This is a genomic window from Rhizobium anhuiense bv. trifolii (genome assembly GCF_024346605.1).
Classification (GTDB): domain Bacteria; phylum Pseudomonadota; class Alphaproteobacteria; order Rhizobiales; family Rhizobiaceae; genus Rhizobium; species Rhizobium anhuiense.
Genome location: NZ_CP098803.1, coordinates 4,631,024 through 4,651,049, shown reverse-complemented (window position 1 = coordinate 4,651,049; position 20,026 = coordinate 4,631,024). Strand labels below are relative to the sequence as shown.

Annotated in this window: 20 protein-coding genes and 1 riboswitch; of the genes, 13 read left to right on the top strand and 7 right to left on the bottom strand. The window is 61.3% G+C overall.

Annotated features, from left to right (window positions below; genetic code table 11):
* The first annotated feature begins 142 nt into the window (after positions 1–142).
* From NE851_RS31380 to NE851_RS31355, 6 genes are read left to right on the top strand one after another with little or no spacing between them, the layout of a single operon-like run.
* Complete coding sequence (locus tag NE851_RS31380) at positions 143–709, top strand: F0F1 ATP synthase subunit delta (protein WP_028755844.1); 567 nt, start codon at positions 143–145, stop codon at positions 707–709.
* A complete protein-coding gene (gene atpA / locus NE851_RS31375; protein ID WP_028755843.1) occupies positions 709–2,238 on the top strand; it encodes a F0F1 ATP synthase subunit alpha in 1,530 nt (509 codons plus the stop codon). The genes NE851_RS31380 and atpA overlap by 1 nt, the downstream gene beginning before the upstream one ends.
* Before the next feature lie 28 nt (positions 2,239–2,266).
* Positions 2,267–3,151, top strand: a complete 885-nt coding sequence (locus NE851_RS31370; protein ID WP_028755842.1) for a F0F1 ATP synthase subunit gamma — start codon at positions 2,267–2,269, stop codon at positions 3,149–3,151.
* 23 nt (positions 3,152–3,174) lie between these two features.
* Positions 3,175–4,611: a F0F1 ATP synthase subunit beta gene (gene atpD, locus NE851_RS31365; RefSeq protein WP_028755841.1), complete on the top strand. Its 1,437-nt coding sequence runs from the start codon at positions 3,175–3,177 to the stop codon at positions 4,609–4,611.
* Positions 4,611–4,850, top strand: a complete 240-nt coding sequence (locus tag NE851_RS31360; RefSeq protein WP_028755840.1) for a hypothetical protein — start codon at positions 4,611–4,613, stop codon at positions 4,848–4,850. The genes atpD and NE851_RS31360 overlap by 1 nt, the downstream gene beginning before the upstream one ends.
* On the top strand, positions 4,850–5,257 hold the full coding sequence (locus NE851_RS31355) for a F0F1 ATP synthase subunit epsilon (RefSeq protein WP_028755839.1): 408 nt from the start codon (positions 4,850–4,852) through the stop codon (positions 5,255–5,257). Before NE851_RS31360 ends, NE851_RS31355 begins: the two co-directional genes overlap by 1 nt.
* Before the next feature lie 148 nt (positions 5,258–5,405).
* Here the strand turns inward: NE851_RS31355 and NE851_RS31350 are convergent, their stop codons facing one another.
* The 7 genes from NE851_RS31350 to NE851_RS31320 all read right to left on the bottom strand — a co-directional run bounded on the left by NE851_RS31350 (position 5,406) and on the right by NE851_RS31320 (position 12,041).
* Positions 5,406–6,143: a sugar transferase gene (locus tag NE851_RS31350; RefSeq protein ID WP_028755838.1), complete on the bottom strand. Its 738-nt coding sequence runs from the start codon at positions 6,141–6,143 to the stop codon at positions 5,406–5,408.
* 167 nt (positions 6,144–6,310) lie between these two features.
* Positions 6,311–7,531: an acyltransferase family protein gene (locus NE851_RS31345; RefSeq protein ID WP_254959709.1), complete on the bottom strand. Its 1,221-nt coding sequence runs from the start codon at positions 7,529–7,531 to the stop codon at positions 6,311–6,313.
* Positions 7,532–7,755: 224 nt separating this feature from the next.
* Positions 7,756–8,766, bottom strand: coding sequence for an ABC transporter substrate-binding protein (locus NE851_RS31340; protein WP_047615541.1), 1,011 nt, complete (start codon positions 8,764–8,766; stop codon positions 7,756–7,758).
* An 80-nt stretch (positions 8,767–8,846) separates the two neighbouring features.
* Positions 8,847–9,647 (bottom strand): ABC transporter ATP-binding protein, encoded by an 801-nt coding sequence (locus NE851_RS31335; protein WP_028755835.1) that lies wholly within the window; start codon positions 9,645–9,647, stop codon positions 8,847–8,849.
* Positions 9,644–10,450: an ABC transporter permease gene (locus tag NE851_RS31330; RefSeq protein WP_047615999.1), complete on the bottom strand. Its 807-nt coding sequence runs from the start codon at positions 10,448–10,450 to the stop codon at positions 9,644–9,646. The genes NE851_RS31335 and NE851_RS31330 overlap by 4 nt, the downstream gene beginning before the upstream one ends.
* 90 nt (positions 10,451–10,540) lie before the next feature.
* On the bottom strand, positions 10,541–11,173 hold the full coding sequence (locus tag NE851_RS31325) for a YkoF family thiamine/hydroxymethylpyrimidine-binding protein (RefSeq protein ID WP_254959705.1): 633 nt from the start codon (positions 11,171–11,173) through the stop codon (positions 10,541–10,543).
* Positions 11,164–11,277, bottom strand: a riboswitch (TPP riboswitch). It overlaps the preceding gene by 10 nt.
* Before the next feature lie 188 nt (positions 11,278–11,465).
* The gene (locus tag NE851_RS31320; protein ID WP_254959703.1) at positions 11,466–12,041 is read right to left on the bottom strand and encodes an NADPH-dependent FMN reductase; all 576 of its coding nucleotides are present in this window, start codon (positions 12,039–12,041) and stop codon (positions 11,466–11,468) included.
* Positions 12,042–12,124: 83 nt separating this feature from the next.
* On the opposite strand from NE851_RS31320, the gene soxR reads away from it, so the two are divergent.
* The 7 genes from soxR to fdhF all read left to right on the top strand — a co-directional run bounded on the left by soxR (position 12,125) and on the right by fdhF (position 20,005).
* Entirely contained in the window at positions 12,125–12,589 is a 465-nt protein-coding gene (gene soxR, locus NE851_RS31315) for a redox-sensitive transcriptional activator SoxR (RefSeq protein WP_254959701.1), read from the top strand.
* A gap of 79 nt (positions 12,590–12,668) precedes the next feature.
* The gene (locus NE851_RS31310) at positions 12,669–13,493 is read left to right on the top strand and encodes an SDR family NAD(P)-dependent oxidoreductase (RefSeq protein WP_174824499.1); all 825 of its coding nucleotides are present in this window, start codon (positions 12,669–12,671) and stop codon (positions 13,491–13,493) included.
* A 102-nt stretch (positions 13,494–13,595) separates the two neighbouring features.
* On the top strand, positions 13,596–13,937 hold the full coding sequence (locus tag NE851_RS31305; protein ID WP_028756030.1) for an ArsR/SmtB family transcription factor: 342 nt from the start codon (positions 13,596–13,598) through the stop codon (positions 13,935–13,937).
* A 70-nt stretch (positions 13,938–14,007) separates the two neighbouring features.
* A complete protein-coding gene (locus tag NE851_RS31300) occupies positions 14,008–14,901 on the top strand; it encodes a LysR family transcriptional regulator (RefSeq protein WP_254959699.1) in 894 nt (297 codons plus the stop codon).
* A gap of 134 nt (positions 14,902–15,035) precedes the next feature.
* Positions 15,036–15,515 (top strand): formate dehydrogenase subunit gamma, encoded by a 480-nt coding sequence (locus NE851_RS31295; protein ID WP_047615529.1) that lies wholly within the window; start codon positions 15,036–15,038, stop codon positions 15,513–15,515.
* The gene (locus tag NE851_RS31290) at positions 15,512–17,068 is read left to right on the top strand and encodes a formate dehydrogenase beta subunit (protein WP_254959696.1); all 1,557 of its coding nucleotides are present in this window, start codon (positions 15,512–15,514) and stop codon (positions 17,066–17,068) included. Before NE851_RS31295 ends, NE851_RS31290 begins: the two co-directional genes overlap by 4 nt.
* 57 nt (positions 17,069–17,125) lie before the next feature.
* Positions 17,126–20,005 carry a formate dehydrogenase subunit alpha gene (fdhF, locus tag NE851_RS31285; RefSeq protein ID WP_047615527.1) on the top strand — a complete coding sequence of 960 codons (2,880 nt, stop codon included), beginning with the start codon at positions 17,126–17,128 and terminating at the stop codon, positions 20,003–20,005.
* Positions 20,006–20,026: the final 21 nt, after the last annotated feature.

Here is a 20,026-nt window from a genome sequence, read left to right as displayed (position 1 = left end):
ACATCCTATGTTAGACGGACCCCGAATTTCGGAAGAAGCAAGAGGCTTCTCTTGTGATTTCTGGGGGAAATCAAAACGAATTCAAGATCATAGGTTCGGCGCCCGCCGAGAGCCGGATTTTGGGTTGAAATCAGGGAAATTTGTGCCAGTGGCAGACACGTCCCAGCTTACTTCTGGCGTTGCCGAGCGCTATGCCTCGTCGCTTTTCGAACTGGCGCTCGAGCAGGGCGCCGTGGACAGCGTAACCGCAGATCTTGACCGTTTCCAGGCGATGCTGGATGAGAGCGCCGATCTTAAGCGCTTCGTCGTAAGCCCGGTTTTCTCCGCCGACGACCAGCTGAAGGCGATCGTCGCCATCAGCGAGAAGGCTGGCATCAGCGGTTTCTTCGCCAATTTCCTGAAGGTCGTGGCGCGCAATCGCCGCCTGTTCGCCCTGCCGGGCATGATCAAGGCCTTCCGCATCATCGCCGCGAACCATCGCGGTGAAATCTCCGCCGAGGTCACCTCGGCGCATGCGCTTTCACAAGCGCAGGAAACCGAATTGAAGGTGGCACTCAAGAGCGTTACCGGCAAAGACGTGACGATTGCCGTCACGGTTGATCCGTCAATTCTTGGTGGTCTGATCGTGAAGGTCGGGTCCCGTCAGATTGATACGTCTCTTCGTACCAAACTCTCTACCCTTAAGCTCGCATTGAAAGAGGTTGGCTGATGGATATCCGCGCCGCGGAAATTTCCGCAATTCTCAAAGACCAGATTAAAAATTTCGGCAAAGAGGCAGAAGTCTCGGAAGTCGGCCAGGTTCTCTCCGTCGGTGACGGTATCGCTCGTGTCTATGGTCTGGACAATGTCCAGGCCGGTGAAATGGTCGAGTTCCCGGGCGGCATCCGCGGCATGGCGCTGAACCTTGAAGCCGACAATGTCGGTGTCGTCATCTTCGGCGCCGACCGCGACATCAAGGAAGGTGACACCGTCAAGCGGACTGGCGCCATCGTCGACGTTCCGATCGGCCCTGAGCTGCTCGGCCGCGTGGTCGACGCGCTCGGTAATCCGATCGATGGCAAGGGCCCGATCAACGCGACGCGCCGTTCGCGCGTCGACATCAAGGCTCCCGGCATCATTCCGCGCAAGTCGGTTCACGAGCCGATGTCGACCGGCCTCAAGGCCATCGACGCGCTGATCCCGGTCGGCCGCGGCCAGCGCGAGCTTGTTATCGGCGACCGCCAGACCGGCAAGACCGCGATCCTTCTCGATGCCTTCCTCAACCAGAAGGCTATTCACGACAACGGTCCGGAAGGCGAGAAGCTTTATTGCGTCTACGTCGCTGTCGGCCAGAAGCGTTCGACCGTCGCGCAGTTCGTCAAGGTGCTCGAAGAGCGCGGCGCGCTCAAGTACTCGATCATCGTCGCCGCCACCGCGTCCGATCCGGCGCCGATGCAGTTCCTGGCTCCGTTTGCCGGTTGCGCCATGGGCGAATATTTCCGTGACAACGGCATGCATGCGCTGATCGGTTACGACGACCTGTCCAAGCAGGCCGTGTCCTACCGCCAGATGTCGCTGCTGCTGCGCCGCCCGCCGGGCCGCGAAGCCTATCCGGGCGACGTTTTCTACCTGCACTCGCGCCTGCTCGAGCGCGCTGCGAAGATGAACGACGACAAGGGCGCCGGTTCGCTGACCGCTCTGCCGGTTATCGAAACGCAGGGCAACGACGTATCGGCCTTCATTCCGACCAACGTGATCTCGATCACCGACGGTCAGATCTTCCTTGAAACCGACCTGTTCTACCAGGGTATCCGCCCGGCCGTGAACGTCGGTCTGTCGGTTTCCCGCGTCGGCTCTGCGGCACAGATCAAGGCGATGAAGCAGGTTGCCGGCTCGATCAAGGGCGAACTCGCCCAGTATCGCGAAATGGCCGCCTTCGCCCAGTTCGGTTCGGACCTCGACGCTGCGACGCAGCGCCTGCTGAACCGCGGCGCACGCCTGACCGAACTCCTGAAGCAGCCGCAGTTCTCGCCGCTGAAGACGGAAGAGCAGGTCGCCGTGATCTTTGCAGGCGTCAACGGCTATCTCGACAAGCTGCCGGTCGCTTCGGTCGGCAAGTTCGAGCAGGGCTTCCTCTCATATCTGCGTTCGGAAGGCTCCGCCATCCTCGACGCGATCCGCACGGAAAAGGCAATCAGCGACGATACCAGGGGCAAGCTTACCGCTGCTCTCGATAGCTTCGCAAAGTCTTTCTCGTAATCGGGCCCTAAGTTAGGACGGATAACGGATGCCTTCACTTAAGGATCTGAAAAACCGGATCGCCTCCGTCAAGGCGACGCAGAAGATCACCAAGGCGATGAAAATGGTCGCCGCGGCGAAGCTTCGGCGCGCGCAGGAGGCGGCCGAGGCCGCTCGGCCATATTCGGAGCGCATGGGTGCAGTTCTGGCGAATATCGCCAAGGCTGTCACCGACGCCGATGGCGCGCCGGCGCTGATGACCGGCACCGGCAAGGACCAGGTTCATCTGCTGGTGGTGTGCACGGCCGAACGCGGTCTTTGCGGCGGTTTCAACTCGCAGATTGCGCGCTTCGCGCGCGAACATGTGCGCAAGCTGGTTGCCGAGGGCAAGACGGTGAAAATCTTCACCGTCGGCAAGAAGGGTTACGACATCCTTCGCCGCGAATTCGCTTCGCTGATCATCGAGCGCAAGGAATTGCGGGACGTCAAGCGGGTCGGCTTCGAGAATGCGGATCAGATCGGTAAACGCCTTATCGAGATGTATGCTGCCGGCGAATTCGACGTCTGCACGCTGTTTTATTCCGAGTTCAAATCGGTGATCAGCCAGATTCCGACAGCGCAGCAGCTCATCCCGGCTTCAACGGGAGCTGTGCAGGCCGAAGATGCCGCCCATGCAGGCGCTGTCTACGAATACGAGCCGGATCCGGCATCGATCCTTGAAGATCTGATCCCGCGCAACATCTCCGTCCAGGTCTTCCGCGCGCTTCTTGAGAACGTCGCGGGTGAAATGGGCGCCAAGATGAGCGCGATGGACAATGCGACGCGTAATGCCGGTGAGATGATCAATAAGCTGACGCTGAGCTACAACCGCCAGCGTCAGGCGCAGATCACCAAGGAACTCATTGAAATCATTTCGGGCGCGGAAGCGCTCTGAGGCTAGGAAAAGAGGGTCAGAAAATGGCTGAGGCAGCTACCCCCAAGATCGGCTCTGTCGGCAGAGTCACCCAGGTTATCGGCGCCGTCGTCGACGTTGCTTTCGAAGGCGAACTGCCGAAGATCCTGAATGCGCTGGAAACCAGCAACAACGGCAACCGCCTGGTTCTCGAAGTTGCGCAGCACCTTGGCGAAAACGTCGTCCGTACCATCGCGATGGATTCGAGCGACGGTCTCGTGCGCGGCCAGGAAGTCGCCGATACCGGTGCTCCGATCATGGTTCCGGTTGGCAACGAGACGCTCGGCCGCATCATGAACGTCATCGGCGAGCCGGTCGACGAAGCCGGTCCGCTGGTCACCGCTCACAAGCGCGCCATCCACCAGGATGCGCCGTCCTATGTCGAGCAGTCGACGGAATCGCAGATTCTCGTCACCGGCATCAAGGTCGTTGACCTTCTCGCTCCCTATGCACGCGGCGGCAAGATCGGCCTGTTCGGCGGCGCTGGCGTCGGCAAGACCGTTTTGATCATGGAACTGATCAACAACGTCGCCAAGGCGCATGGTGGTTATTCGGTTTTTGCGGGCGTCGGTGAACGTACCCGCGAAGGCAACGACCTCTACCACGAAATGATCGAATCGAACGTCAACAAGCATGGCGGCGGTGAAGGTTCGAAGGCCGCGCTGGTTTACGGCCAGATGAACGAACCGCCGGGCGCCCGCGCCCGTGTCGCCCTGACCGGCCTGACGGTCGCTGAACATTTCCGCGACCAGGGCCAGGACGTTCTGTTCTTCGTCGACAACATCTTCCGCTTCACGCAGGCAGGTTCCGAAGTGTCGGCTCTGCTCGGCCGCATTCCGTCGGCCGTCGGCTATCAGCCGACGCTCGCAACCGACATGGGCCAGATGCAGGAGCGCATCACCACGACGACGACCGGCTCGATTACCTCGGTCCAGGCCATTTACGTCCCGGCCGACGACTTGACCGACCCGGCTCCGGCAACCTCGTTCGCGCACCTTGACGCAACGACGGTTCTGTCGCGCTCGATCGCCGAAAAGGGCATCTATCCGGCCGTCGATCCGCTCGACTCCACCTCGCGCATGCTCGACCCGCTGGTCGTCGGCGAAGAGCATTACGAAGTCGCCCGCAAGGTCCAGTCGACGCTGCAGCGTTACAAGGCCCTGCAGGACATCATCGCGATCCTTGGCATGGACGAACTGTCCGAAGAGGACAAGATCGCGGTTGCCCGGGCCCGCAAGATCGAGCGTTTCCTGTCGCAGCCGTTCTTCGTCGCCGAAGTCTTCACCGGCTCGCCGGGCAAGCTCGTTGCTCTCGAAGATACGATCAAGGGCTTCAAGGGCCTCGTTAACGGCGAATATGATCACCTGCCGGAATCTGCCTTCTATATGGTCGGATCGATGGAAGAAGCGGTCGAAAAGGCCAAGAAGCTCACAGCTGCTTAATGAGCGACGCGCTAGACGAGATATTCTGCTGCGACTCCCTGAAAGGGGTCGTGGTGGATCTTCCGGAACCAGCCGCGCCGACTATCTATCGCGCCGATAACGGCGTGCTGATGATGGTGGTGGGTCTGGTCCAGAGCGAGGAAGGCCTCGGTTATCTCGACCAAGCGATAATGCACTGCCCGTTCTGCGGGACCAAATTGCAAGATGCGAAAGCCATAGCCGAGAAGGTAAGTCACTGATGGCTGACAATTTCAACTTTGAACTCGTTTCGCCGGAGCGTCTGCTGTTGTCGGAGATGGTGACCGAGGTCGTCATTCCCGCGACTGAAGGCGAGATGACGGTCATGGCGAATCATGCGCCGACGATGACGACGATCAAGCCGGGTGTCGTGAGCGTGCGTTCGGCCTCCGGCAAGAAGCAGGACTATGTGGTGTTCGGCGGTTTTGCCGATATCCTGCCGACCGGTTGCACATTGCTTGCCGAATCCGCGGTTCCGGTCGAGGAACTCCACAAGGACGAGCTGACCCGCCGCATCGAGGCTGCCCGCCAGGAGCTCGAGCATGCCGAGCTGCACGAGCACAAGTCGAAGCTCGAGCATTTCATCATGGAACTGACGCATCTGAGCGGCATCGTCCAACAGGATTGATCGCCATCGACTGCGACGATCAAGGGCGGCTGCAACAGCCGCCCTTTTTTGTGCCTGTTCAGCTGTCGCGATAGCGCGGGCGGCTTGAAATGAAGAAGCGGCCCGATGGGGCCGCTTTGCCGATGTGTACCGAGTGGCCGGCTTCGGCTCAGAAGCCGGTGCCGCCGCGTAGCTCGATGGCAATCGTCTTGAACAATATCTTCAAGTCGAGCAGCAGGCTGAAATTCCTGACATAATAGATATCGCAGGCAATGCGGGCGCGGGCTTCCAGCCGTCGCGCCGTCGGGCCGCGCCAGCCGCGCGTCTGCGCAAGACCGGTGATGCCGGGACGCATGATGTGGCGGTGATGATAGTCCGGCACCAGTTCTTCGTAGAGCCGGCCGGCTGCCCGCATGTTGATGGCATGGCAGCGCGGGCCGACCAGCGACATGTCGCCCCTGATGACATTGAAGAGCTGCGGCAGCTCGTCGATATTGGTCTTGCGGAGCACCGCGCCGATGCCGGTCACTCGGCTGTCACCCTTGACGGTCTGTTGAACGCCGCTGGGATCACAAGCTTCCGCGCGCATCGATCGGAATTTGAAGATCGTGATCTTCCGGCCGTTCAGCCCCCAGCGGATTTGGCGGAAAAACACCGGACCGCCATCATCGAGTTTGATGAAAAGAGCGATTGCCAGAAAAATCGGCGCCAGCACGACGAGGGCGCTGAGTGAGGCGACGATGTCGATCAACCGCTTCACGCTCAGTCGCACAGCCATTTTTCTTTCGACAGGGGAAAAGCTATCCGGCTGGCGAATATTGGAGTTCGCGATAACCAGGGTCTTGGTTTTGTCCTGACGCTGAGACGGATCGAAGCGTGAATTCGTCTTCGAAGTAAAAGCATTCATTACGCAAGGTCCACAAGTTTAGATGCGATACTGAACAGCAAGGAGACAGATACATGGTCACGTATCGTTTGTCATCGGTATAAATAAGAATTCCGTAACCCTAAAGACACCAAAAATGGGAGTATTTCGCGTTAACCTTAATGCCTGTAGTTGCGCTATCCGGAAACTTATACTTTGAAAGGAGTAGCCCGATTGGATTGGCGAGCTGTCAGCCGGTTTCCGAAATCGATCGCCGGTTTCTCCAGCAGATGGTAGCTGAGGCTTGCTACCAGAAGGATAAGCGCTGCCGCCAGTCCGCAAGACTGCAGCCAGCCGGTCACAACATTTTCCGAGGAAGCGCCGAACGAGCCCGGGTCGAGCTTCTGGATCAATAGCAGGATAATCTCCTGCCAGATATAGATGCCGAAGGAGATCTTCGCGACGTAGCGGACAGGCGCGTTGTCGAGCAGCCTGCCCAACCGTTGCGAATGGCTGAGCGACCCGAGGGCCGCCCCGACCGCCAGCGGGAAGACCGGAAAGCCATAGGGGATTTCGAGCCAGCCGTAACCCTCGGCGGAGCCGCCGGGCGATATCACGAGGCGGTAGCCGGCAATGGCGAGGGCGAGAAGCGCTGCGGCATCGAACCAGGAAGAGCGTCTTCGTGGGAGCATGGTCTCGAGGCCGGCGGCGAGCGCACCGAGCGCGAAGACGGCGAAGAAGCCGATCGGATTATATCTCGGCATCCATTCCTTCGCCCCACCCTGCAGGCCGTACTGCCAACCGCGTCCGATGTCGCCGAGCGGAAACAGGGTGAGGATCAGCAGATGGGCCAGGAGTACGCCTGTGATGACGCATAGCCAGGCGAAGCGCGCAAGCAGCGGGCGTTGTCTCAGGATGGGCAAACGAAACAGCAGGAGAAAGCAGACCGGCAGGAGCACATAGCTGGTGACCTCGAAGGGAATGGACCAGAGCGGCCCGTCGGCTTCGACAGGAAAGAAGGTGCGCCAGTGCCACTGGCTCATGAACAGCAGCCCGGAGACATAGCGGAGTGCAAGCTCCGGTGTCAGCGGCAGGGCAAGCAGCTTCAGGCTGAGGGCGAAGCTGATGGTGGCGGCAACCCAGAAGCCCGGAGCGATGCGCGCTGCCCTGCGGATCGTGTAATGCCGCAGGCTCGGCAGGTTGCTGCCCGCGTCGAGCGCGCGCCAGAAGGGATGGGCAAGAAGAAAGCCGCTGAGCACAAAGAACACGGCAACGCCGAAATTGCCGAAGCGGAGGACATGTGCGGTCGGTCCGAGTTCGTCGGGGATTCTGCGCATATCCAGCCGCAGCGCGAAGTGGTGGGCAAGCACCAGCAGACAGGCCGTCGCGCGCAGAAAGTCCGCTCCGGCCAGTCTCTCCTGTTGTCGCATCCTATCCCCCGCCTTGCCTAGCGCATCGGCCCGAAAATCGGAATCGATTTTCGGAAAGCACGATGCCTAAATTCTAAGTGTTAGAGCGTCCTTTGCGCATCCGAAAGGACGCGCGGCGCTCTAAAGAATGATGCCGAAAAGTGTGAGCGGTTTTCGCACGACATCATGCTCCGGGTCTCGGACTTTGCAGCGGAAAGCCGCGACGGGCAAGGCAGGCGTTGGGCTCAGTCGAGAAGTTCGTTGGTATAATAGGTGGAAAAGTCCGGCTTCTCCTTGAGTGCGGCGCCATTGGCGTCGACCAGAATCCCATTCTCGAGCAGGAAGCCGCCGAGGGCTTCGGCCTTTGCCGGATCGAGCTTACCGATCACGCCGGCCTCGGATTTCAGGAAGTGCCCCTCGATCAATGCCTTCTGAGACGCCTTTACCAGTTCCGTATTCATCAGTGCGCCATTGCTTCCAGAGATCAGCAGATCGCAGGCTTCGTCGGGATGGTCGACGGAATAGGCATAACCCTGGCGCGTGGCCTGGATGAAGGCGCGGGCGTGTTCCCGGTTTGCCGAGAGATAGGCGTCGCTGGAGACGATGACCGTCGTCTGCTCGTCGGGAATGCCATAATCGGAATAGTGGAAGCGGCCGATCTTCCGGTTCTCCAGTTCGGCGGCTATGCCTTCCCAGGTGTAGATCTCCAGCGTGAAATCGATCGAGCCATTGTCCAGCGCCTCGTAAGCGGAGGTGCCGAGGGTGACGGTCTTGACGTCGCCCTTGCCGCCGTCATTGCGGATCATTGCGGAGATCAGCGCGCTCTCCCAGGTGCCGCCAAAGCCGCCATAGGTCTTGCCGTCGAGGTCTTTCGGGCTCTTGATGTCGTCGCGTCCGCCCTTGAAGATCAGGCGTGCGGTTTCTGTCTGGACGACGCCGTAGACCATCTTCACGTCACCGCCGCCGGCGCGCTGCGTGAGGGTCTCGATCTCACTGCTGATGCCGAAATCGGCAACGCCGTTCGACACCAGTGTTCCGGCGCTGGTATCGGTGAAGGGAAGGATCTCGACATCGAGTCCGGCATCGGCGTAGAAGCCCTTCGCCTTGGCGACATAGATGCCGATATGGTTGGTGTTGGGCGTCCAGTCGAGCGCGATGCGAACCTTTGCGGGCGCCGATTGGGCGAAGGCGGTGCGGCCGGCAAGGCTTGCCGCGATGGCGGCGAAAATCGTCTGGCGGCGGGTGAGAAGCAGCATGGTGACCTCCTCAGGTCTCTAGAGCATGATGCCGAAAAGTGTCGGCGGTTTCGGACGACATCATGCTCTAACTCTATAAATTAGAACAGCGATTCAGATTTTGGGCCGACCGGCCTAAAATCATCCTGTTCTTGCGGATGAAGCAGGGTTTGCAGGATTTCGGTTTCGATCGCCTGGGCCGCCGGCGAGCCGAGGTCGGCGATGCTTCTCGGACGGGGCAGGGGAACGCGGAATTCGCGGATGATACGCGCCGGACGGGCCGAAAGCACGTAGATCCGGTCGGAGAGGAACACGGCCTCGCGAACGTCATGGGTGATCAGCAGCGCCGTCCAGCGGTGCTCGGTCCACATGCCCTGCAGCCATTCCTGGATCTGCGTGCGCGTCAGCGCGTCGAGCGCGCCGAAGGGCTCGTCGAGCAGCAGCATGTCCTGCGTCTGGACGACGGTGCGCAGCAGTGCGGCGCGCTGGCGCATGCCGCCGGATAGTTCGGAAGGATAGTGGTGTTCGAAGCCGGAAAGGCCGAAGCTCTCGAACAAAGGCGCGACGGCGGCGCGGGCCGCGCGGCGGCTCATGCCTTTCACCTCGAGGCCGAGTGCCGCATTGTCGATGATCCGGCGCCAGGGCATCAGCGCATCGCGCTGCGGCATGAAGGCGAAGGAATGCGGTGCCTGTTCCAGCGGCACGCCGTTGAAAAGCATGGTGCCGGAATCGGGTCGAAGCGCCTGTGTCAGCAGCCGCAGCACCGTCGATTTTCCGGAGCCGGACGGTCCGACGATCGAAACGAACTCGCCGTCTGCGACGGTGAGCGAAATGTCGCCCAGCACCTTCATGCCGTCGAAGGACTTCGAGATACTACCGAGTTCAACCATTGTATCGCTCATCGGCGCCGCTCCCCGGTTGGCTGCCAGGGCATGACGAGGCGCTGGATCAACAGCGTCAGCCCGAAGAGGCCGAGCGTGAGCACGGCGCTGACGACGACGGCGGCGAGCACGAGATCGGGACGGAAATTGTTCTTGGCGTTGAGGATATAGATGCCGAGGCCGCGGGCGGCGCCGGCATATTCGGCAAAAATCGCGCCAACGACGGCATAGGTGATCGAGATTCTGAGGCCGGCGAAGAAATAGGGCAGCGAGGAGGGAAGCCGGGCCAGGCAGAAAATCCGCCAGCGACTCGCCTTCATCGAATTCAGCAATTCGGCGATGTCGCGGTCGGTCGATTCATAGCCCTGCAGCAGGGCGACGAGCAGCGGAAAGAAGGTGACGAGCGCCACCAGCAACACTTTCGGCAGCAGGCCGAAGCCGAACCAGAGGACGACGAGGGGCGCGATCGCCACCAGCGGCAGGGTCTGGCTGGCGATGAAGATCGGCAGCAATGCCCGGCGCATGAAGGGCACGAAATCCATGAGGATGGAGGCTGCGAAGGCGAAAGCAAGCGACAGCGCGAAACCTCCAAGCGTCGCGCCGAGCGTCGGCCAGGTGTTTGATATCAGCGCCTCGCGGTTCAGCCAGCCCTGGATGACGATGCGCGACGGCGCCGGCAGGATGGAGGGCTTGATCCCGGAAAGATCGACATAGAGTTCCCATGCCGCCAAAAAGGCGCAGCCGGCGAGCAGGGCAGGTATGCCCCGGTAGAGAGCGGCGCGGAGCGCGGCAAGGCGCGAACCCAGTGGTGGTAGCGGTGTCATCGGCGTTCGATTTCAGGCTTTCGTCGGGCACTGCATAATTCCTTAAATCGGAATCGATTTAAGGATAAAATTATGCAGCAATTTAAAGTGTTACAGCGTCCTTTGCGCGTCTGAAAAGACGCGCGGCGCTGTATTGGCTGACACCGTGATATCGAGGGTCACATGCCCCTCGGGGTCGCCGAAGCGATAGAAGGCCTCACGAATGGTTGCGAAGACGGCGCCGGCATCGCCAGAAAGCCTGGTGCAGAAATTCTTGGCGCGGTCGAAAGTGCCGGAGCGTTTGAGAAAGTCGATGCAGCCATAGATCTCGTCCATATGGGTGCCGGTTCCCATGACGTAGAGCGAGAATTGGGCAGCGGTCGGCTGTCCGGTCTCGGCGGTGATTTCAACGGCGGCAAGGGCGGCCGCTATACGGTCAGCAAGCGGCTCTGCCTGGCCGGAGGAGGGGTTGACGCCGCAGATGGCCTCGTCGGGCTCACCGGGGCAGCCGCGTGAGACGGCGGCGGACAGCACGCAATGTTCGCCGGTCTTTGCGGCGGTGACGAAAAGATCGTGCATGGCGGCGAAAAGAATGTCAGGCGGGCCGACCAGCAGCGTAGAGATGTCATCAGTCTCGATGCGCAGCTGGTCGCGATAGGGATCGAGCGCCTTGACGGCATCGAGAATGATGCCGACGAAATCGCCGGACATCGGATAGAGTGACACTTGTGCGCCCGAGAACATCTGAACCTCGCTCCGCTGGCATTACCCAGATCAGCTTTGAAGGGTCCAGAGGCTTGCACCTCACATCTCAGCCCCGGCAATACGGAGCTCCCCCGTTAATGGCGCGGAAACTATCACCGGGGTTTTCTCCCCGCAACTGCAAAGTTGCGAACCCGTCCATGCGGTCGGGATGAGCCTGCCATGCCCGGTATCGACTGATATGTCTTACGGTTGAGAACACCCGGACGGAGGTCCTGCCCGGGTGTCCCTCGAGGTTCCGTACCTGCCGGGAACGGAACCGGAGCTTGCTGCCTCAGGCGGCGATGTCGGCATAGGGGCTATCGCTGCGGGCAGTGACGAGCGCCCGTGTCCACCATTCCAGCCTCGCCATCATCCGATCGAGCAGACGCATCGCGTCGGTGGGATTGTCGAGCCGTCCCTCGGTGTCGAAGCGGTTCCAAGGTGCTGTAAAGCTTACCGAATCGCGGATCGTGACGGCGTGGAGTTCGGCAAAGACGAGGCGCAGCTGTTCGACGGCGCGCAGGCCGCCCGATATGCCGCCATAGGAAACGAAGGCGACAGGTTTGCCCTGCCAGGGCTCGAAGAAGAAATCGATGATCGACTTCAGCGAGGCCGTGAAGCTGTGATTGTATTCCGGGGTGACGATGATGAAGGCGTCGGCCATGCCAAGCCGCCCGGCGAGCCTGTCGATTTCGGGGTGTGCCATGTCACGGCTTACCGGCAGCGCGAAATCGAGCGGGTCGATGATGTCGATATCAAATTGCGGGAAGCGGACGAGCTCCTGCGTCAGCCATTTGACCACCCGGTCGCAGATGCGGCCCTCTCTCGTGCTGCCATAGATGACCGCCAGCCTGGTGGGTGTTTTCATGCGTTGCTCCTTGTCGCGATTGGACTTTACGATTATCGAAGCACGGGTTATAAAACCTCAACTAATATTGAGGTCAAGAGCCGATGGATACGATTCCTGCAACGCCGCTCGGCAGACTTCTGACGGTTGGCGAAGTGGCGGAGCGCAGCGGCCTTGCCGTCTCGGCGCTGCATTTCTACGAGACCAAGGGGCTGATCTCGAGCATCCGGTCCCGCGGCAACCAGCGGCGATACGGCCGTGACGTGCTGCGCCGGCTTGGCATCATCAAGGTGGCGCAGCGTGTCGGCATTCCGCTTTCGGAAATCCAGGCGGCGTTCGAGTCGCTGCCGCAGGGACGCACGCCCACCGTCGGCGACTGGCAGGTGCTGTCGGCGCGCTGGAAGGATGATCTCGACGCGCGAATCAGGCGGCTGAGCCTGCTGCGCGACCGTCTGACCGGCTGCATCGGCTGCGGCTGCCTGTCGATCGAAAGCTGTCCGTTGCGCAATCCCTGCGATCGGCTCGGCAAAGAGGGGTCGGGTGCGCGGCTTCTGGAGACCGAAAGCTAGAGCCCTTCCCCAGAGGGAGACTTGGCTGCGTCTCCCGGGAAAGATCGGTACCTGCCTTTCTTTCGGTCGGCGCGCTCATATGTTAAGGGCGAGTGACGCAACCGGCGGCACTGTCCGCGAGGAGGACGGCTTCGTGTTTCATCCCAGACTGTTCGAAAATCGCAATGTCGTCGTGACCGGCGCCGGCCGCGGCATCGGCCTCGAAGTGGCCCGGCAGTTCCTGGACTGCGGCGCAAAAGTGATCGTCCATACCGGGCGCAAGCCGGGACGCGAGCTGCCGGATTTCCTGCTGACGGCTGAATCCGAAAGACGGGCGCTGCTGCTGCACGCCGATTTCTCGGCGGCCGGTGGGGCGGCGCAATTTGCCGAAGACGTTCTCGCCTTCTTCGACAGGGTGCATGTGCTCGTGAACAATGCCGGCACCATGCTTGGCCGGTTTCCCGCGGCCACGCTCACCGACGCAGAATATGAGGCGATCGTGCGGCTCAACCAGACATCGGTGGTGGCGCTGACACGCGCACTGTTGCCGGCATTAAAGGCGGCTGAAGGCGCCGCTGTCGTCAACACGGTTTCGATTTCGGCGCTGACCGGCGGCAGCCCCGGTTCCTCGATCTATTCGGCCTCGAAAGCCTTCGTTGCGACCTATTCCAAGGCGCTTGCCCGTGAGCTCGCACCGGATGGAATCCGGGTCAATTGCGTGTCACCGGGAACGATCGAGACGGATTTCCATGAGCGCTATTCCTCCCGCGAAAAGCTGGAGCAGACAAGAAAATCCATCCCCCTGCAAAGGCTCGGCACGGCGGAGGATTGCGCTCCCGCCTATCTGTTCCTGGCGGCTCCCTCCCTCTCGGGCTACATTACCGGCCAGGTGATCGAGATCAATGGCGGTCAGCTTATCTGCTGATTTGCTTGGACCTTTTTTGGCATTTCGTCATTTTGGCCAATTCGCTTGTGCGAATATGCTATTGTACTGATCTACCTCATCGCCTCCCTTCCGAGATACCGCATGCCGTTGCCCAAACCCAAGCCGGGGATGACCGGCCAGGAATTGCACACACTCGCTGCAAAAGCCCATGAAGCGAGCGACCTGCTGAAAGCGCTGGCGCACCAGACCCGACTTCTCATCCTCTGCATATTGGCGAATGAGGAGCGGACGGTCAGTGAAATCGAACATATTCTGGGCATACAGCAGGCAATGGTCTCGCAGCAGCTGGCGCGCTTGAGGCTCGAAGGCCTGGTCAATACGCGCCGTCAGGGCAGGCTGGTCTATTACAGCATCGGCAATGTCAGCGTGCTCGCCTTCCTCGAATCGCTGTTCGAGCTTTTTCCGATTGCAGAAAACTGTTAGCGACCGCCCTTGCGGAGCACGGCTGCTATGTCGAAGATAGGTCCGGACGCGAAATGGCGCGGGAGGCCGGATGATCGACAAGCTGGAATTTTTCATCGCGCTTGCCAATGAAAAGCATTTCGGCCGCGCCGCGGAGGAGTGCGGCATCTCGCAGCCAACGCTTTCGGCGGCCATCCGGCAGCTCGAGGATCAACTCGGCGTCATGCTGGTACAGCGCGGTTCAAGGTTCCAGGGGCTGACGCCGGAGGGGCAGCGCGTGCTCGAATGGGCCCGGCGCATCGTGGGCGACGCCCGCACCATGCGCGAGGAGATGCGCGCCGCACGCCGCGGCCTTTCCGGCCATATTCGTCTTGCCGCCATTCCGACCGCGCTCGCCATGCTTTCGCGCATCACCACGCCCTTCCAGGAACGGCATCCCGGCGTGACCTTCTCGATCGTCTCGCGCAATTCGCTGCAGGTGCTGAGCATGCTCGAGAATCTCGAAATCGATGCCGGCATCACCTATCTCGAAAACGAGCCGCTCGGCCGCGTCACCACCGTTCCCCTTTATGCCGAGCGTTATCATCTGATCACGGCAGCCGGCAGCCCACTGTCGGATCGCGACAACGTGACCTGGCGAGAGGTCGGCGATCTTCGGCTTTGTCTATTGACTGCTGATATGCAAAACCGCCGCATCATCAACCGACACTTGACGGAAGCCGGCGCCACCGTGCATCCGACGCTCGAATCCAACTCGATGATCGTGCTGTTCTCGCATGTCAGGACCGGACGCTGGGCCAGCATCATGCCACGCAACGTCGCCAAATCCTTTGGATTTCCAGTGGAAATCCGCATGATCCCGATCGTCGAGCCGGAGGCGCATCATCTGGTCGGCCTCGTTGCCCCTTATCGCGAGCCTTTCACGCCGCTTGTCTCGGCTCTGCTGCACGAGGCGAGAGTGCTCGTACAAGACGAGGGACTCTGATAGAAAAAAACTATCGTGCAACGTGATAGCTTTATTGATCGCCGGCTGCTTCCCTGAGATGCTGCTTGCGGAATGGCACTCGGCCGGGGGAGCCCGCCATTCCGCAACGAGCGAGCCGCCGGGAGGGCTGCCTTATGACCATTCATATCGCCGAAGGCGATATTGCAGCGCGCACACGTGCCATCGTCGCCGATCTTCGCTTTCTCGAAGGGCCGCTGCTTCCCATTCTGCACGAGGTCCAGCAAGAATTCGGCTATGTGCCGCAGGAGGCCATGCCCGTCATCGCGGAGGAACTGAACCTCTCCCGCGCCGAGGTGCATGGCGTGGTGACCTTCTATCACGATTATCGCGACCATCCCGCCGGCCGGCATGTGCTGAAGCTCTGTCGTGCCGAAGCCTGTCAGTCGATGGGCGGCGATGGCCTGGCTGATCGCGTCAAGACGCTGCTCGGTATCGATTTTCATCAGACGACGCTCGATGGCGGCGTGACGCTGGAGCCGGTCTACTGTCTCGGGCTCTGCGCCTGCGCGCCGGCGGCGATGCTCGACGGCGACGTCTATGGCCGGATCGATGATCAGATGGCGGCGGAACTCGTTGCGGAGGCACGCCGATGACGGTCAGGATATATGTTCCGCGCGATGCCGCAGCGCTGGCGCTCGGGGCCGAAAAGGTGGCAAAGGCGATTGCTCAGGAGATCGCCGCCCGCGGCCTCGATGCCGAGATCGTGCGCAACGGCTCGCGCGGAATGTTCTGGCTGGAGCCGCTAGTTGAGGTCGAGCTTGACGGCAAGCGCATCGGCTACGGCCCGGTAAAGGCCGGGGATGTGGCTGTTCTGTTCGATGCCGGGATGATGAACGGCGGCGAGCATCGGCTCTGTCTCGGGGAGGTTGAAGACCTCCCGTTCCTCAAGGAACAAACCCGCCTGACCTTTGCCCGCTGCGGCATTACCGATCCGCTTTCGCTTGCGGATTACGAGGCACATGGCGGCCTTGCCGGCCTTCGCCGCGCCGTTTCGATGACATCAGCCGATATCGTCAAGGAAGTCACCGATTCCGGCCTGCGTGGACGCGGCGGTGCCGGTTTTCCCACCGGCATCAAGTGGAAGACCGTTCTCGAGGCCGCCGGCGACCGCAAATATATCGTCTGCAATGGTGATGAGGGCGACAGCGGCACCTTTGCCGACCGGATGATCATGGAGGGCGATCCCTTCGTGCTGATCGAGGGCATGGCGATATCAGGGCTCGCCACCGGCGCGACCAAGGGCTTCGTCTATACGCGTTCGGAATATCCGCACGCGATCGCGGTAATGACCGAAGCCGTCGGCATCGCCCGGCAGGCCGGTATTCTCGGATCATCGGTGCTCGGCTCCGGCCGCGCCTTCGATATCGAGGTGCGCACCGGCGCCGGCGCCTATGTCTGCGGCGAGGAGACGGCCCTGCTGAACAGTCTCGAAGGCAAGCGCGGCATCGTGCGTGCCAAGCCGCCGCTGCCGGCGCATAAGGGGCTGTTTAACTGTCCGACCGTCATCAACAACGTGATCTCGCTGGCTTCGGTGCCGGTCATCCTGGAAAAGGGTGCCGCCTTCTACCGCGATTTCGGCATGGGCCGTTCACGCGGCACCATCCCGCTGCAGGTTGCCGGCAATGTCAGATATGGTGGTCTCTTTGAGACGGCCTTCGGCCTTTCGCTCGGAGATATCGTCGACAGGATCGGCGGCGGGACGGCGACGGGACGGCCGGTCAAGGCCGTGCAGGTCGGCGGGCCGCTCGGTGCCTATTTCCCGCGGGCGCTGTTCGACACGCCTTTCGATTACGAAGCCTTCGCCGCCAGGGACGGGCTCATCGGCCATGCCGGCATCGTCGTCTTCGACGACACGGCCGACATGCTGAAGCAGGCGCGTTTCGCCATGGAATTCTGCGCCGTCGAAAGCTGCGGTAAGTGCACGCCCTGCCGCATCGGCTCGACACGCGGCGTGGAGACGGCCGACAAGATCGCTCAGGGCATCGAGCCGGAGAAGAACCGGGTGCTGCTTGCCGATCTCTGCAACACGATGAAGTTCGGCTCGCTCTGCGCGCTGGGCGGTTTCACGCCTTATCCGGTGATGAGCGCCATGACGCATTTCCCGGAGGATTTTTCGCCGGCACCTCTGGTGGAGGCGGCGGAATGACGAATTGTTCATGGAACGCCTGCGCTGACCTCACCATCTCAAGCAAGGAGACCGACCATGTCTCTCATCCATGAAATCGACTACGGCACTCCGGCTTCGACATCCGAGACCATGGTGACGCTCACCATTGATGGACAGCGGATCAGCGTGCCGGAGGGCACCTCCATCATGCGCGCCTCGATGGAGGCCGGCATCAAGGTGCCGAAGCTCTGCGCCACCGATATGGTCGATGCTTTCGGCTCCTGCCGGCTCTGCCTCGTCGAGATCGAGGGCCGCAACGGCACGCCCTCCTCATGCACGACGCCGGTGGCGGCAAACATGGTGGTGCACACGCAGACAGGGCGGCTGAAGGATATTCGCCGCGGCGTGATGGAACTCTATATTTCCGACCATCCGCTCGACTGTCTCACCTGCGCGGCCAACGGCGATTGCGAATTGCAGGACATGGCGGGCGCCGTCGGCCTGCGCGACGTGCGCTACGGCTACGAGGGCGATAATCACGTCAAGGCGCGCAACAACGGCGGCATCAATCTGAAATGGATGCCGAAGGACGAGTCCAATCCCTATTTCACCTATGACCCCTCCAAATGCATCGTCTGTTCGCGCTGTGTGCGCGCCTGCGAGGAAGTGCAGGGCACCTTCGCGCTGACGATCGAAGGACGCGGTTTCGGTTCGCGCGTTTCCCCCGGCATGCACGAGCATTTCATCGAATCCGAATGCGTCTCCTGCGGCGCCTGCGTCCAGGCCTGCCCGACGGCGACGCTGACGGAGAAGTCGGTGATAGAGATCGGCCAGCCGGAACATTCGGCGGTCACCACCTGCGCCTATTGCGGCGTCGGCTGTTCCTTCAAGGCGGAGATGCGCGGCGAGGAACTGGTGCGCATGGTGCCGTGGAAAGACGGCCAGGCCAATCGCGGCCATTCCTGCGTCAAGGGACGTTTCGCTTACGGCTATTCCACCCATAAGGACCGCATCCTCAACCCGATGATCCGCGAAAAGGTCAGCGATCCCTGGCGGGAGGTGAGCTGGGACGAGGCCTTCGCGCATGTGGCGCTGGAGTTCCGCCGCATCCAGTATCAATACGGCCGCGAGGCGATCGGCGGCATCACCTCCTCACGCTGCACCAATGAGGAAACCTATCTGGTGCAGAAGCTGATCCGCGCCGGTTTCGGCAACAACAATGTCGATACCTGCGCCCGCGTCTGCCATTCGCCGACCGGCTATGGTCTCGGCCAGACATTCGGCACGTCGGCAGGCACGCAGAATTTCGACAGTGTCGAGCATTCGGATGTCGTCGTCGTCATCGGCGCCAATCCCACGGACGGGCATCCTGTGTTCGGCTCACGGTTGAAGAAGCGGCTGCGCCAGGGCGCCAAACTCATTGTCATCGATCCGCGCCGCACCGATATCGTCCGCTCGCCGCATGTCGAGGCCTCCTATCACCTGCCGCTGAAGCCCGGCACCAATGTCGCGGTCATGACGGCGCTGGCTCATGTGATCGTCACCGAAGGACTCTACGACGAGAGCTTCATCCGCCAGCGCTGCGACTGGTCGGAGTTCGAGGACTGGGCTGCCTTCGTTGCCGAACCGCACCACAGTCCCGAAGAGACCGAGATCTTCACCGGAGTGCCGGCGGCGGATCTGCGTGGTGCGGCAAGGCTCTATGCCAAGGGCGGCAACGGCGCGATCTATTATGGCCTCGGCGTCACCGAACACAGCCAGGGTTCGACCACGGTCATTGCGATCGCCAACCTGGCGATGGCGACCGGCAATATCGGCCGCCCTGGTGTCGGCGTGAACCCGTTGCGCGGCCAGAACAACGTGCAGGGCTCCTGCGACATGGGCTCCTTCCCCCACGAATTGCCGGGCTACCGGCACATTTCCGACGATGCGACGCGCGATATCTTCGAAAAACTCTGGGGCGTGAAGCTCAACAACGAGCCGGGCCTGCGCATTCCGAACATGCTGGATGCGGCAGTCGACGGTTCCTTCAAGGGCATCTATATCCAGGGCGAGGACATTCTTCAGTCCGATCCCGATACCAAACACGTCGCCGCCGGGCTTGCGGCGATGGAATGCGTCGTCGTCCAGGATCTGTTCCTCAACGAGACCGCCAATTACGCCCATGTCTTCCTGCCGGGCTCGACCTTCCTCGAAAAGGACGGCACCTTCACCAATGCGGAGCGGCGTATCAACCGCGTGCGCAAGGTCATGTCGCCGCGCAACGGCTATGGCGACTGGGAAGTGACTCAGAAGCTTGCCCAGGCGATGGGGCTCGACTGGAATTACACCCATCCATCGGAAATCATGGACGAGATCGCCGCGACGACGCCGAGTTTCGCGATGGTCTCCTACGACTATCTCGATAAAATGGGCTCGGTGCAGTGGCCCTGCAACGAAAAGAACCCGCTCGGCTCGCCGATCATGCATGTCAACGGCTTCGTGCGCGGCAAGGGCAAGTTCATCCGCACCGAATATGTGGCGACCGACGAGCGCACCGGCCCGCGCTTCCCGCTGCTCCTGACGACCGGCCGCATCCTCAGCCAGTACAATGTCGGGGCGCAGACGCGGCGGACCGAGAATGTCGTCTGGCATGCGGAAGACCGGCTGGAAATCCATCCGCACGATGCCGAGCAGCGCGGCGTTCGCGACGGCGACTGGGTGAAGCTCGGCAGCCGCTCCGGCGACACGACGCTCCGGGCGTTGATCACCGATCGCGTCGCGCCCGGTGTGGTCTATACGACCTTCCATCATCCCAATACGCAGGTGAACGTCATCACCACCGATTTCTCCGACTGGGCGACCAACTGCCCGGAATACAAGGTGACGGCGGTGCAGGTCTCGCCTTCCAACGGGCCAAGTGAATGGCAGCTCGAATATGACGAGCAGGCGCGGCAATCGCGCCGCATCGCCGGCAATCTCGAGGCAGCGGAGTGACGATGCGGGGGTGGCCCTGTC